At 70.9% G+C, this 13099-nt stretch carries 14 protein-coding genes; 11 read left to right on the forward strand and 3 right to left on the reverse strand.

The window, feature by feature from the left end; genetic code table 11:
- Positions 1-99: 99 nt before the first annotated feature.
- Genes ACFWIW_RS32960 through ACFWIW_RS32970 form a run of 3 tightly spaced genes read right to left on the reverse strand, consistent with a single transcriptional unit; the run spans position 100 to position 2751 of the window.
- Positions 100-1005, reverse strand: a complete 906-nt coding sequence (locus ACFWIW_RS32960) for a glycosyltransferase family 2 protein (RefSeq protein WP_378372056.1) — start codon at positions 1003-1005, stop codon at positions 100-102.
- Positions 995-1867 carry a glycosyltransferase family 2 protein gene (locus ACFWIW_RS32965; protein WP_378372057.1) on the reverse strand — a complete coding sequence of 291 codons (873 nt, stop codon included), beginning with the start codon at positions 1865-1867 and terminating at the stop codon, positions 995-997. The genes ACFWIW_RS32960 and ACFWIW_RS32965 overlap by 11 nt, the downstream gene beginning before the upstream one ends.
- Entirely contained in the window at positions 1864-2751 is an 888-nt protein-coding gene (locus ACFWIW_RS32970; protein WP_378372058.1) for a polysaccharide pyruvyl transferase family protein, read from the reverse strand. Before ACFWIW_RS32970 ends, ACFWIW_RS32965 begins: the two co-directional genes overlap by 4 nt.
- A gap of 69 nt (positions 2752-2820) precedes the next feature.
- Here ACFWIW_RS32970 and ACFWIW_RS32975 point away from each other — a divergent pair, with 69 nt between their 5' ends.
- From ACFWIW_RS32975 to ACFWIW_RS33025, 11 genes are all read left to right on the forward strand, one after another.
- Positions 2821-3774, forward strand: coding sequence for an NAD-dependent epimerase/dehydratase family protein (locus ACFWIW_RS32975; RefSeq protein WP_378372059.1), 954 nt, complete (start codon positions 2821-2823; stop codon positions 3772-3774).
- A gap of 209 nt (positions 3775-3983) precedes the next feature.
- Complete coding sequence (locus ACFWIW_RS32980) at positions 3984-5606, forward strand: carbamoyltransferase (RefSeq protein WP_378372060.1); 1623 nt, start codon at positions 3984-3986, stop codon at positions 5604-5606.
- 15 nt (positions 5607-5621) lie between these two features.
- Positions 5622-6185 carry an SIS domain-containing protein gene (locus tag ACFWIW_RS32985; RefSeq protein WP_378372061.1) on the forward strand — a complete coding sequence of 188 codons (564 nt, stop codon included), beginning with the start codon at positions 5622-5624 and terminating at the stop codon, positions 6183-6185.
- A complete protein-coding gene (locus ACFWIW_RS32990) occupies positions 6182-7540 on the forward strand; it encodes a PfkB family carbohydrate kinase (protein ID WP_378372062.1) in 1359 nt (452 codons plus the stop codon). Before ACFWIW_RS32985 ends, ACFWIW_RS32990 begins: the two co-directional genes overlap by 4 nt.
- On the forward strand, positions 7540-8226 hold the full coding sequence (locus ACFWIW_RS32995; protein ID WP_378372069.1) for an SDR family oxidoreductase: 687 nt from the start codon (positions 7540-7542) through the stop codon (positions 8224-8226). The genes ACFWIW_RS32990 and ACFWIW_RS32995 overlap by 1 nt, the downstream gene beginning before the upstream one ends.
- Complete coding sequence (locus tag ACFWIW_RS33000; protein WP_378372063.1) at positions 8223-9161, forward strand: glycosyltransferase family 9 protein; 939 nt, start codon at positions 8223-8225, stop codon at positions 9159-9161. Before ACFWIW_RS32995 ends, ACFWIW_RS33000 begins: the two co-directional genes overlap by 4 nt.
- Positions 9154-10461: a UDP-glucose dehydrogenase family protein gene (locus ACFWIW_RS33005; protein WP_378372064.1), complete on the forward strand. Its 1308-nt coding sequence runs from the start codon at positions 9154-9156 to the stop codon at positions 10459-10461. Before ACFWIW_RS33000 ends, ACFWIW_RS33005 begins: the two co-directional genes overlap by 8 nt.
- A complete protein-coding gene (locus ACFWIW_RS33010; RefSeq protein ID WP_378372065.1) occupies positions 10458-11069 on the forward strand; it encodes a flavodoxin family protein in 612 nt (203 codons plus the stop codon). The genes ACFWIW_RS33005 and ACFWIW_RS33010 overlap by 4 nt, the downstream gene beginning before the upstream one ends.
- Positions 11070-11111: 42 nt before the next feature.
- On the forward strand, positions 11112-11492 hold the full coding sequence (locus ACFWIW_RS33015) for a hypothetical protein (protein ID WP_378372066.1): 381 nt from the start codon (positions 11112-11114) through the stop codon (positions 11490-11492).
- A 98-nt stretch (positions 11493-11590) separates the two neighbouring features.
- A complete protein-coding gene (locus ACFWIW_RS33020) occupies positions 11591-12265 on the forward strand; it encodes a DUF6766 family protein (RefSeq protein WP_378372067.1) in 675 nt (224 codons plus the stop codon).
- A 62-nt stretch (positions 12266-12327) separates the two neighbouring features.
- Entirely contained in the window at positions 12328-12891 is a 564-nt protein-coding gene (locus tag ACFWIW_RS33025) for a hemerythrin domain-containing protein (RefSeq protein WP_378372068.1), read from the forward strand.
- Positions 12892-13099 lie beyond the last annotated feature (208 nt).

Consider the following 13099-nt stretch of genomic DNA (forward strand, 5'->3'; position numbering starts at 1 on the left):
GGCGCGCGGCGGCGCTACGTGGCGCCGGCGCATCCAACTGCGGTCGTGTGCTGGGGGGTGGCGGTTTTCACCATACCCCGCCACTCACGAGTCAGTTGGTCACCCCACGTACCGGCGCGCGACCGAGTTCCGTTGCGACTCCTCCAGCAGTACCAGCCCGCGCTCGACCGCCGCCGGAACGACCGCCCGTTCCCGCACCACCCACGGAATCCCCCGTACCGCTTCCGTCACTGCCGCGAACGTCGCCCGGTCGAAGGGGGCCGAACGCAGCACCGTGACCATCCGGCGCAGGACACTGCCGATCGGGCGCCGCAGCCACAACGTCCACAGCGTGTTGCGGATGCCGAGCTGACGGCGCCGTCGCGGATCGCGGACGGGCGAGGGAGCGTGATGGATCACCATCTCCTCGTCCCAGCACATCCACCAGCCCTTGCTCGCGAGGTCGAGGGCGAACAGCTCCTCCTCTCCCCCGAGCCACATCCGGTCGGAGAACCCGCCGACGTCGTGGAACGCGCGGACGCGGACGGCCGACAGGCCCGCCATGACCCCCAGCAGAGCGGGACCGGGCAGCCATTCCGGGCCGGGGACCGGGGAATGGCGCAGTTCCGGCGTGATCGGGTCTTCGGTCAGCGCCGGCTCCACCAGGCACCGGCCGGTCACCACACCCAGCCCGGGAAACGCGTCGAGCCGGTCCGCGGCGCGGCGGAGGGACCCGGGCTGCCACCGGGTGTCGTCGTCGCAGAAGGCCACGTACGGCGTCTCCACTTCGCGGACGGCGAGATTGCGCGCGACGGCGCCGAGATTCCGCGGCGCGCGGATCAGCCGGATCGAGGGGAACCGCGCTTCGACGACGTCCGCGGTGCCGTCGGTGGAAGCGTTGTCCACCACCACGATCGGCGCCGCGTCGGGTAGCGCGGTCATCGAGGCGAGCGTCTCCAGCAGCTGCGCGCGACGGTTGTGCGTGATCACCACGACCGTGAGCCGGTCTTCCACGTCATCCTCCATGGGCGTGTTCCAGTACCCGGATCCGGCGTTCCACCGAAGCGGGCAGCCGTCGCCGGTCGGCGAGCGCCCACGGCAAGCGCCGCAGCACCCCGGCGAGCGCGCCGAGCACGCGTGGCTCCCGCGGCACCCTGGCCAGCGCGCGGAACACTTCGGCGAGGCACCGGCGTATGGGCCGTCTCATCACCGTGATCAGCATGCGGTTGCGGAGTTCGGCGCGTTCCCGCCAGGACGGCGACGGCCGCACCGAAGACGGATGATGATGCGCACGCACCGCCTCCGCGTAACAGAGCCACCACCCGCGCGCCGCCAGGTCGTAGGACAGCAAACGCTCCTCGGCACCGAAATGCAGCAGCGGATGGAAGCCGGCGGCCTGCAGGTACGCGGTCCGCCGGACGATCGCGGAACAGGCGAGGAACCCGAGAACGACCGGTCCGGGAAGCCCTTCGGGCCTGCCGAGCGGGCTCGCGGCCATCATCGGCACGACCGGATCCTCCCGTTCTTCCTCGCCCACCAGGGTTTTCGCGGCCACCAAGCCGATGTCGCCGTGGGTGTCGAGAATCCGTTCGGCCTCGGCGAGCGCGTCTTCGGCCCACCAGGAATCGTCGTCGCTGAAGGCGACGTACGGCGTCCGAGCCACCGCGACGCCGAGATTCCGCGCCGCCACCCCGATGTTGCGCGGCAACCGGACCACCCGCACGCCGGGGAACGCGGCGGCCACGGCCGCCGTGCCGTCGGTCGAACCGTTGTCCACCACCACGATCGGCGGTGGCGGCCGCAGCGCGGTCAGCTCTCGCAGCGTCCGCTCCAGCTCCGGTGCCCGATCGCGGGTGGCGATCACCACCGTCGTCGCGGCGGCGCTCATCGCACCGGCCTGGTCTTGAGCGCCTTCACCATGTCCCGGATCAGCCCGTTGTCGGCGGGCAGCGCGCGGAGCGCGGCCACCGCCCGGCCCTGCACCGAAGAACACCAGCGCCACCAGGAGTCGAGCCCGTCCCGGTCACCCGCTTCTTCGGCCGGGACGAGCGCGGGCCAGCCGAGCGCGTCGGCCTGGGCGGTGACCTTGCCGCCACCCATTACCGGGTCGATGGCCAGTGCCGGCACTCCCGCCCGAAGGCTCAGCACCAGTCCGTGCAGCCGCGTCGTGACCACGACATCCAGATGCGACAGGATCGACGTGAACTGGTCCGGTGTCTCGCAGCGTTCCCAGTCCGACGACGCCAGCCGCGTGTCGAGCGGCACCCGGGCGCAGTCCACCCCGGCGATCCACTCCCGCACCGACGCGTGCACCTCCGCGTGGCGACCGGAATCGCCGTACTCCCGTTGTGGCGGAGCCAGGATCACGCCCGTCACCAGCACCTCGTCGGTCGGCACCCCGAGGGACAGATCCGGTGCGCCGATCTTGTCCCGATCCCGCGCGAACACCTCGTCGAAGCCCGTGACCGTGTCGTCCTCCGGGTCGATCACCGACACCCCGACCGCGATCCGGTGGCAATGGGCGAACCTCCGGTGCACCTCCCGGACCTGCCATCCGTGCGCGGGCCCGCAGACGAAGACCACGTGGCTGTACCGGGCCGGATCCACCCCTTCGTAGTCGATGTCCCCCGGCCGGTAGACCGGGCTCCACGCCAGATCGTGCGGCAAGCCCATGGTGGACAACGCCTCGTCGACCCTGCGCATGCTGAGCACGTCCCCCGCGGTCGCCTCGCCGTGGCGGAAGCTGGCCCAGCCGATAACCAATGCACGCATACCCGAGGCTTACCCGGCCTGTCCGGATTCACACGGTTTTTCCGGGCCCGCACCGGGTAGCCCTCCGCCATGGACAGAGCGCTGGTGACCGGGGGCGCGGGTTTCGTCGGTTCGCATCTGTGCGAACGCTTGCTGGAGGCGGGTACGGAGGTCGTCGCGGCCGACAATTTCGCCACCGCCGCCACGGCCAACGTGGCGCATCTGCTCGACCGTCCGGGGTTCCGGCTCCTCTCCCGTGACGTCACCGCGCCGATGACCGCGCCGGGCCCCTTCGACGTCGTCTTCCACCTGGCGTCCGCCGCCTCGCCCCGTGACTACCTCCGCCTTCCGCTGGAGACGCTGCGCGCGGGCTCGTACGGCACCGAACGGGCGCTGGACATCGCCGAACGCGACGGCGCCCGGTTCGTCCTCGCGTCGACGAGCGAGGTCTACGGCGATCCTCGGGAACACCCGCAGCGCGAGGAGTACTGGGGGCACGTGAACCCGATCGGTCCGCGCAGCGTCTACGACGAAGCCAAGCGGTACGCCGAGGCGCTCACTTCGGCCATGCGCCGGGAGCGGGACGTGAACACCGGCATCGCGCGGATCTTCAACACCTACGGCCCTCGTATGCGTCCCGACGACGGCCGCATGATCCCGACGTTCATCGGACAGGCGCTCGCGGGCGAACCGCTCACCGTCACCGGCACCGGTGGCCAGACCCGTTCCCTCTGCTACGTCGACGACACCGTCCGCGGCTTGATCGCGCTGGCCGCTTCCGACGTGCCCGGCCCGGTGAACCTCGGCAATCCGCACGAACTCACCGTGCTGCGGATCGCGGAGGAGGTCCTGGCCGTCACCGGCAGCGCTTCGCGGATCGAACACGTCGACGCCGCCATCGACGATCCGGCCCGCCGATGCCCGGACATCTCCCGCGCCCGGCGCGAACTCGGCTGGGAGCCGGAGGTCGGGCTGGCGGAGGGACTTCCGCGCACGGTCGCCTGGTTCACGCGGCAAGGGCCGTACCCGGCCGTCGGTGCCTGACCTCGTGACTGGCGAGGACGGTTAGAACCGTCCTCGCCACTCACGAGCCCGATCGACAACCGCCACGACCCATATCCCCGGAGAGACGCTTCGCTCAGTAGCGACGTCCTGGGCTTTTCCGCCGCATCGTTTATCCCCGACCGCACCGGGTAGCGCTACGGGGGTAAGCGCGGGTCACGGCCCGCGGCCCCGACCGGAGAGGTGGCCCGGTGCGCATACTCGGTGTCAACGCCGTCTTCCACGACCCGGCCGCGGCCCTGGTCGTCGATGGCGAAATCGTGGCGGCGGCGGAGGAAGAACGGTTCAGCCGGCGCAAACACGGCAAGCGGCCGGTGCCGTTCTCCGCCTGGGAACAGCCGGCCGAGGCCGCCGCGTGGTGCCTGGCCGAGGCGGGGATCTCCGCACAGGATCTCGACGCCGTCGGCTATTCGTACGATCCGGCGCTCGTCGAACCGGGTATGGCTGGGCACGACGGGAAGAACGAATGTCTCCGCACCGACTTCGCCCGCCGGGCTCCCGCTTTTCTCAAGGCGGCCTTGCCGGGGCTGGACCCGGCGACGGTCCGGTTCGTCCGGCATCACGTCGCGCATGCCGCTTCGGCCGCGCTCGCCGCCCCGTTCGGGGATTGTGCGGTGCTGGTCGCCGACGGCCGTGGCGAGAGCACGTCCTATCTCGCGGGCGAGTATCGCGACGGCAAGTTCGAAGAACTCGCCGAGCAACGGCTCCCCCATTCCCTCGGGCTGATGTACGAGGAGCTGACCGAACACCTCGGTTTCGCCCGGTCCAGTGACGAGTACAAGGTGATGGCCCTCGCCTCCTACGGCAAGCCCCGCTTCCTCGACCGGATCGCGGAAAGCGTGCACACCAACGGGATGGGGTTCCGCACCGACGAGATCGACTGGGCGTCGTTCGCTCCCGCCGTCGAGCCCGGACAGGAGCCGGGGCCGGTGCACGCCGACCTGACCGCGAGCGTGCAGCGCTGCCTGGAGGAGGTGCTGCTCGACCTGACGGCCAAGCTCCACCAGCACACCGGGCACAGCGACCTCGCGCTGGCGGGCGGGATCGCGCTCAACTGCGTCGCCAACACCCGGCTCCACGCCGAAGGACCGTTCGACCGGATCTGGGTCCAGCCCGCCGCCGGTGACGCCGGCACCGCGCTCGGCGCGGCCTTGGAGCTCGCCGCCGAATACGGCGACCGGGGCGGCCCGATGACCGGCGCGGACCTCGGCCGAAGCTGGACCGACGACCAGCTGGAGAACGCGCTCAAGACCGCGAACGTGCGTTACGAGCGGCCGGACGACGTCGCCGAGACCGTCGCCGAAGCACTGGCCGAAGACCGGATCGTGGCCTGGTTCCAGGGCCGGTCCGAGTTCGGCCCGCGCGCGCTCGGGCACCGGTCGCTGCTCGCGCATCCCGGCCACGAGGCCAATCTGGAACGGCTGAACGACGTCAAAGGCCGCGAACAGTTCCGTCCGGTCGCCCCGATGGTGCTCGCCGAACGCGCGGGCGAGATCTTCTCCCGCGGCCCGCTTCCCAGTCCCTACATGCTTTTCGTGCACGACGTCGCTCCACAATGGAGGGACCGCCTCCCGGCCGTCACCCATGTCGACGGTACGGCCCGGGTGCAGACGGTCGACGCGGGCGAGGAGCCGCTCGTGGCGCGGATGCTCGGCGCGTTCGAACGCCGCACCGGCGTGCCCGCCGTCGTCAACACCAGCCTCAACACCGCGGGCAGGCCGATGGTCGATTCACCCAGGGACGCGCTGGAGTGCTTCGGTTCGGCCCCCATCGACCTGCTCGCCCTCGGACCGTTCGTGGTCCGCCGTCCCTGACTCTGGAGGTGTGTCGTGATCGAAGAACACTTCGCCGCTTTGAGCGAGGCCGCCGGGAAGTCCGCTTCCTGGTCGCCGAAGATCCGTGGCTGGGGTGACCAGCTGGCCGCCGTGCTGACCTCCGGCGGACGGCTGCTCGCGTGCGGCAACGGCGGGAGCGCCGCCGAAGCGCAGCATCTCACCGGGGAGCTGGTGGGCCGGTTCCGCACCGATCGGCCGCCGTTCTCGGCGATCGCCCTGCACGCGGACACCTCGGCCGTGACGGCGATCGTCAACGACTACGGCGAGCACGAGGTGTTCGCCCGGCAGGTGCGCGCGCACGGCCGCCCCGGCGACATCCTCGTCTGCCTGTCCACCAGCGGCGGCAGCCAGAACGTCGTCGCGGCCGCGAAGGCCGCCCATGAACTCGGTGTCACCACCTGGGCGATCACCGGCCCCTCCCCCAATCCGCTCGCGGCGCTGTGCTCCGACGCGATCCCGGTGGAGGCGCCGTCGATGGCGACCGTGCAGGAGGTCCACCTCGCGCTGGTGCACGCCCTGTGCACCGCGCTGGACGACGCGCTCGGGGTGCCCACGTGAGGCCGCTCGTCGTACTGGGCGACGCCTTGCTGGACATCGACGTCGACGGCACGTCGGACCGGCTCTGCCCCGACGCGCCGGTCCCCGTGGTCGATCTGGTCCGGGAATGGCGGCGGCCGGGCGGCGCCGGGCTGGCCGCGTTGCTCGCGGCCCGGTCCACCGCCGAGGTCGTGCTGGTCACCCCGCTGGGAGACGATCAGGCGGGACGGACCCTGACCGGCCTGCTGGACCGCGAGGTCCGGATCGTGCCGATGCCGTTGCTCGGCAGCACTGTCACCAAAAAGCGGGTGCGCGCCGCCGGGCAGTCCTTGATCCGTCTCGACAGTGGTGACGGCAGGGCGGAGTTCTCGCCGCTCACCTCCGGTGTCCGGGACGCGCTGCGGTCGGCGGGCGCGATCCTCGTCGCCGACTACGGCCGCGGGGTGACCGGTCATCCGGAGATCCGCACGCTGCTCGCCGAACTGACGGGCAGCATCCCTGTCGTCTGGGACCCGCATCCCCGCGGGAGCGAGCCCGTCGCGGGAGTCCGGCTCGCCACCCCGAATCTCGCCGAAGCCGAGCAGCTCACCGAGACCCGCGCCGACGCCGGGGACCTGGCGAGGCGGGTGCACGCGCTGTGGAAGGCGCGCGCGGTCAGCGTCACCACGGGCGCGCACGGCGCGGTGCTGACCGAGGGCGGACCGTGCACGACGTTCCGGCCGCCCTCGGGGGTCGTCGCCAAGGACACTTGCGGTGCTGGTGATCGCTTCGCCTCCGCGGTCACCGCGGCGTTGCTCGACGGCGCGTCCACCGCCGACGCCGTGGCGGCAGGCGTCGAGACGGCGGCCCGCTTCGTCGCGACCGGTGGCGCCGCGACCCTGTCCACAGTGGACTTCCCACCCGAACCGGAACCCCGCCACGAAGGCACTTCGGCGTTCGACGTCGCGGCACGGATCCGCGCGCGAGGTGGCAGGCTCGTGGCGACGGGTGGTTGTTTCGATCTGCTGCACCCCGGCCACGCCGGGCTGCTCCGGCAGGCGCGTGCCCTGGGCGACGCCCTCGTCGTCTGCCTCAATTCCGATACCTCGGTGCGTGGCCTGAAAGGGCCGGGCAGGCCGATCGTGCCCGCCCGCGACCGCGCCCGGCTGCTCACCGAACTCATTTCGGTCGACGCCGTCGTGGTGTTCGACGAACCCGATCCGGCCGCGGTGCTGGACCGCCTGCGCCCGGACGTCTGGGTCAAGGGCGGCGACTACGCCGACACCGAACTCCCCGAAAGCGCCGTGGTGCGACGGCACGGCGGCGAAATCGTCCTGATCCCGACCATCCGCGGCTATTCCACCTCCCGGCTGGTGGCCGCGGCGGAAGGAGCATGATGCGCCCTCTCGGCAACGTCCTGATCACCGGCGGCGCCTCCGGCCTCGGTGCCGCGACCGTCGAAGCCGTCCGCGAGGCGGGCGGCACCCCACTGGTCGTCGATCGTGCCGAACCGGCGGCCGACGTCGCCTTCGTCCGAGCCGATCTGGCCGATTCCGACGCGGCGGCGAGCGCCGTCGACGAACTCGCCGAAGGGGCAGGCGGGCTCGACGGCGTCTTCACCGCGGCGGGGACCGACGCGTGCGGCCCGCTCGACGAAGTGTCCACAGAGGACTGGGAACGCGTGATCCGGGTCAACCTGCTCGGCACCGCCGCGGTCGTCCGTGCGGCGCTGCCACACCTGCGGCGGAGCCGCGGCACGGTGGTGACCTGCGCGTCGACGCTGGGACTGCGGGTCGCCGGGGACGCGAGCGCCTACTGCGCGTCGAAATTCGGCGTCGTCGGCTTCACCAGGGCACTCGCCATGGAGCTCGCGGGCCGGGTCGGGGTGACCCTGCTCGTACCCGGCGGCATGCACACGGCGTTCTTCGACGACCGGGCCGAGCAGTACAAACCGCCGCCGGACGCGAAACTCAACCAGCCCGGGCACGTCGCGGCCTCCGTGGTGTTCGCGCTCTCCCAACCACCTGGTTGCGAGGTCCGCGAACTCGTGGTGTGCGCTTCGGAGGAAGGGTCCTGGCCGTGACCGGCGGCATCCTCGTGCTGCGCGCCCTCGGCCTGGGGGATCTGCTCACCGCGATCCCCGCCCTGCGGGCCCTGCGCCGCGCCTTCGACGGCGAACGGCTGGTCCTCGCCGCCCCGGGGAATCTGCGCGACCTCGTCGAGCTGATCGACGCCGTGGACGAGCTGCTCCCGACGGCCGGGCTCGGCGAACTGTCCTGGCCAGGCGAGCCGCCGCGGCTGGCGGTGAACCTGCACGGCCGCGGCCCGGAAAGCATCCACGATCTGCTCGCCCAGGACCCGCTCGAACTGATCACCCACCGGCATCCGGACTTCCCCGGCGTCGACGGCCCCGACTGGCCGGCCGAAGCACACGAAGTCGACCGCTGGTGCCGTCTGCTCGAAGCCGCGCGTATCCCGGCCGACCGGGACGACCTCGCGCTGCCCCGGCCACCCGGCCCCAGCCCGGCGGCGGACGCCGTGGTGCTCCACCCCGGTGCCGCCTTCGCCGCTCGGCGCTGGCCACCGGACCGGTACGCGCGGGTGGCGCGGGAGCTCTCCGCCCGGCATCGGGTGGTCGTCACGGGAAGCGCGCCGGAAGCGCCCCTCGTCCGCGCGATCGTCGAGGAGGCCGGGCTTCCCGACGAGGCGGCTCTCGTGGGCGGTGGTCTCGCCGAACTGGCCGCGACCGTGGCCGAGGCGCGGCTGGTGATCTGCGGCGACACCGGTGTCGGCCACCTCGCCACCGCGTACGGGACGCCGTCGGTGCTGCTGTTCGGGCCGACCCCGCCGCGGCTCTGGGGCCCGCCCGCCGGCGACCGGCGGCATACGGTCCTCTGGGTGGGCGACGTCGGCGACCCGCACGGCGGCGCCCCGGATCCGGGCCTGCTGCTGTTGCGGGAGGAACGCGTCCTCACCGCGGCCGAAGACCTGCTCCGGACGGGAGCTTCCCGTGGGTGAGCGGGTGGGGGTGATCGGCGCCGGCTACGTCGGGCTCACCAGCGCGGCGTGCTTCGCTCAGCTGGGACATCAGGTGGTCTGCCTCGACAACGATCTGTCCAAAGTGGACCAGCTGAACCGCGGCGAGGTCACCATCGCCGAACCGGGGCTCACGGAACTGGTCCGGGACGGGCTCGGCTCCGGACGGCTCCGGTTCACCGGCGAGCCCCGAGAACTGTCCGATGTGGACTTCGTACTGCTCTGCCTGCCCACTCCCAAAGGGAAGAACGGCGACGCCGACGTCCGGATGCTGGACGAGGTCGTGGCCACGCTGCCCGGACTGCTCACGCCCGGCTGCGTCGTCGTCACCAAGTCGACCGTGCCGGTCGGCACCGGGACCCGGCTGGCGGAGTCGCTCGGACCGGAGCTGCCCGTGGTGGGCAACCCCGAATTCCTCCGCGAGGGACACGCCGTCGAAGACTTCCTTAAACCCGACCGGGTCGTCCTCGGCTCGGTCCCCGGGAACAGGGCGGCCGCCGAGCGGGTGGCCGCGTTGTACGGGGAGACGAACGCGCCGGTGTGGTTCACCGATCCGGCGAGCGCCGAGCTCGCGAAGTACGCCAGCAACGCGTTCCTGGCGCTGAAAGTGTCCTATGTGAACGTCCTCGCCGAACTCTGCGAGCACTACGGCGCCGACATCCGCGACGTCGGGCGGCTCATGGGGCTCGATTCCCGGATCGGGCCCGCCTTCCTCGTCCCCGGCCCCGGCTGGGGCGGCTCGTGCCTGCCCAAGGACACCGCCGCGCTGCTGCGGACCGCGGAACACGCGGGTGTCGACTTCGGCATCCTCCGCGACGCCATGAAGGCCAACGCCCGTCAGCGGGCCGCCGTGGTACGGAAGATCCGCCGCGCGATCACCGGGGTTTCGGACGGTTCGCTCTCGGGCATCCGTATCGGGTTGCTCGGTCTGGCGTTCAAGGCGGGAACCGGGGATCTGCGCGATTCCCCCGCGCTCGCGGTCGCGCGGGAGCTCGCCAGGAGCGGCGCGGTGCTGACCGCGTACGACCCCGGCGTCGAAGCCGTCGAACCGGACACCGTCCAGGTCGTCGACGACCCGTACCTGGTGGCGAAGGACGCGGCGGCGCTGGTCGTGCTCACCGAGTGGCCCGAGTTCCGCGAGCTCGACTGGGACCGGCTCGCCGCCGCCACCGAACGCGCCGTCGTCGTCGACGCCAGGAATCTCCTGGACCCGGCGACCGTCGGCGAAGCGGGCTTCGTCCACACGGGACTCGGCACCGATCCGAACAGGAGGACAGGATGACCCAGCCGTTGAAGGCCCTCGCACTGGTGTGCTCGCTCAAACCGTCCCCCGCGCCGTCGAGCAGCGCGCTGATCGCGCAGCAGCTTCTCGACGAACTGGCCGGGCACGGCGCCACCGGGGAACTCGTGCGAGTGGTCGACCACGACGTCAAACCTGGCGTGGAGGCCGACATGGGCGATGGCGACGCCTGGCCGGAGATCCGCCGCAAGATCGCCACGGCCGACATCCTGCTGATCTCGACGCCGACCTGGGTCGGCCACATGTCCAGTGTGGCGCAGCGGGTGCTGGAACGCCTCGACGCCGAATTGTCCGAAACGGACGACGAGGGCAGGCCCTCGATGTTCGGCAAGGTCGGCGTCACCGCCGTCGTCGGCAACGAGGACGGCGCGCACAAGATCACCGCCGACCTCTTCCAGGCTCTCAACGACGTCGGCTTCACCGTGCCCGCGCAAGGCGGGACCTACTGGAACGGCGAGGCGATGAAGGGCGGGGACTACAACGACCTCGACGAAACGCCCGAAGCGGTCGCGTCGACCAACGCCACCCTGGCGAGCAACGCCATCCACCTGGCGAATCTGCTGCGCGAGCGCCAGTACCCCGCGTCCTGACCCCGAGGTGTAACCGCCGTCCGGGCCGGGTACCCCTCGTCCGTGATCGTCAAAACGCTGGCGTTCGGCGCGTGCCTGCTGCTCGCCGGTTGTGCCGGAGCGAGCGGGCAAGAGCCGGTGAAGGAGACCGCCGGCCGGTTCCTCGGCGCGCTCGCGTCGGGTGATCACCGCTCGGCGTGCGCGCTGCTCGCGCCCCGGGCACGGGAATCCTGGGCACCGGAAAGCTGCGAACGCGGCCTGGCAGGCGCGGACGTCCCGGGCGGCGCGCCGGAGACGGTCTCGATCTGGAGCGAAGAAGCCCAGGTGAAGACCGCCCGCGACACGCTGTTCCTGCACGAGTCGTCCACCGGCTGGGTGATCACGGGAGCAGGCTGCCACCACCGCAACGAACAGGTCTACGACTGCGCGGTGGGTGGCCCATGAGAGCACGTCCGGTGTTCACCGTCTACCTCGTCTTCGTCGTGGCCGTCCTCGGCTACTGCGTCCTGCTGGGCCTGCTGCACCGGTGAAAGGGGCGGATGATGCGAGGCTTTCTTCGTGACAACGCCCTTTCGCTGGGGTTCGGGCTGTTGTTCCTGCTGAGTCTCGTCGGACAGGCGTTCGCCGGTCTCGCGGACTACAACGACGGGCGGCTCAGCCACGCCGCCGAGCCTGTCGGCCTGCTCGACTACGTGGCTTCGGCGGACTTCGCCGTCGACGTCGCCGAAAACTGGCAATCGGAATACCTGCAGTTCTTCCTCTACGTGTTCGCGACCGTGTGGCTGCTGCAACGAGGTTCCCCCGAATCGAAACCGGCCGACCGTGTCGGTCTGGAAACGGACGAGGACCAGCAGGTCGGACGCCACGCGACGGACGATTCACCGAAATGGGTTAAGGCGGGCGGCTGGCGCACGGGGATCTTCTCGATGTCACTCGGACTGGTGATGCTGGGGCTGTTCCTGCTGTCCTGGCTCGCCCAGTCCGTGGCCGGGATGAGCGCCTACAACGCCGAACAGCTCACCGAATTCGGCGATCCGGTGTCGTGGTCCGGCTATCTGGCGTCTTCGGACTTCTGGAACCGCACCCTGCAGAACTGGCAGTCGGAATTCCTCGCCATCGGCTCGATGGCGGTGTTCAGCGTGTACCTGCGCCAGCGTGGCTCCCCGGAATCCAAACCCGTCGGCGCCCCACACCACGCCACGGACGAATCCGGGTGATTGAACCGCGGGGAACGGGTATCCGTCCGGCGTCGGACTGACGACCACGGACAGGAGTGTCCATGACCACCACCACGGAACACGACCTCGTCACGGTGATCACCGAGGATCACCGGGCGTTCGAACGGATCTTCAAGGAACTGGAGTCCGGCAAGGGCGGTGATCGGCACCGCAAGGACCTCGCGGACCACGTGATCGCCGAGCTCGTACGGCATTCGATCGCCGAAGAGCAGCACATGTACCCCGCCGCGCGGAAGCACCTCCCCGACGGCGACGAGGTCGCCGACCACGAGATCGAGGAGCACGCCGAAGCCGAACGGGTGATGAACGACCTCATCGGCCTGGAACCGGCGGACAAACGGTTCGACGAACTGGTCGGCAAGCTGATCGAAGACGTCCGGCACCACATCGAAGAGGAGGAAAGCGACCTGCTGCCCAAACTCCAGGCCGCCTGTTCCCCGGAAGACCTGCGGGAGCTGGGCGAGAAGGTGTTGCGGGCCAAGGAGATCGCCCCGACCAGGCCGCATCCCGCCGCTCCGGACCGGCCGCCGGCGAACCGGATCCTGGCGCCGGGGACGGCGTTCATCGACAAGATCCGGGACGCGCTGGCGGACCGGGCCACCTGACCTTCGCCAGCCGCTCACGCGTCGGTCAAGTCCGTGAAGGCCTCCTTCCCTACCTTGAGAGTAGGGAAGGAGGCCTTCACGGACTTCGAGCCTGTGCGGACGTCGCGGGCCGCTCGCCGAGAGGTGGGGGGTTGCAAGATGAAATCCCACAAAGAGGTGGGTAAAGATATATAGAAAGAAGTGAGAGGGGGGAGCGCGGAGAGGACCC

This window comes from Amycolatopsis sp. NPDC058340, assembly GCF_042723975.1.
Lineage (GTDB): Bacteria > Actinomycetota > Actinomycetes > Mycobacteriales > Pseudonocardiaceae > Amycolatopsis.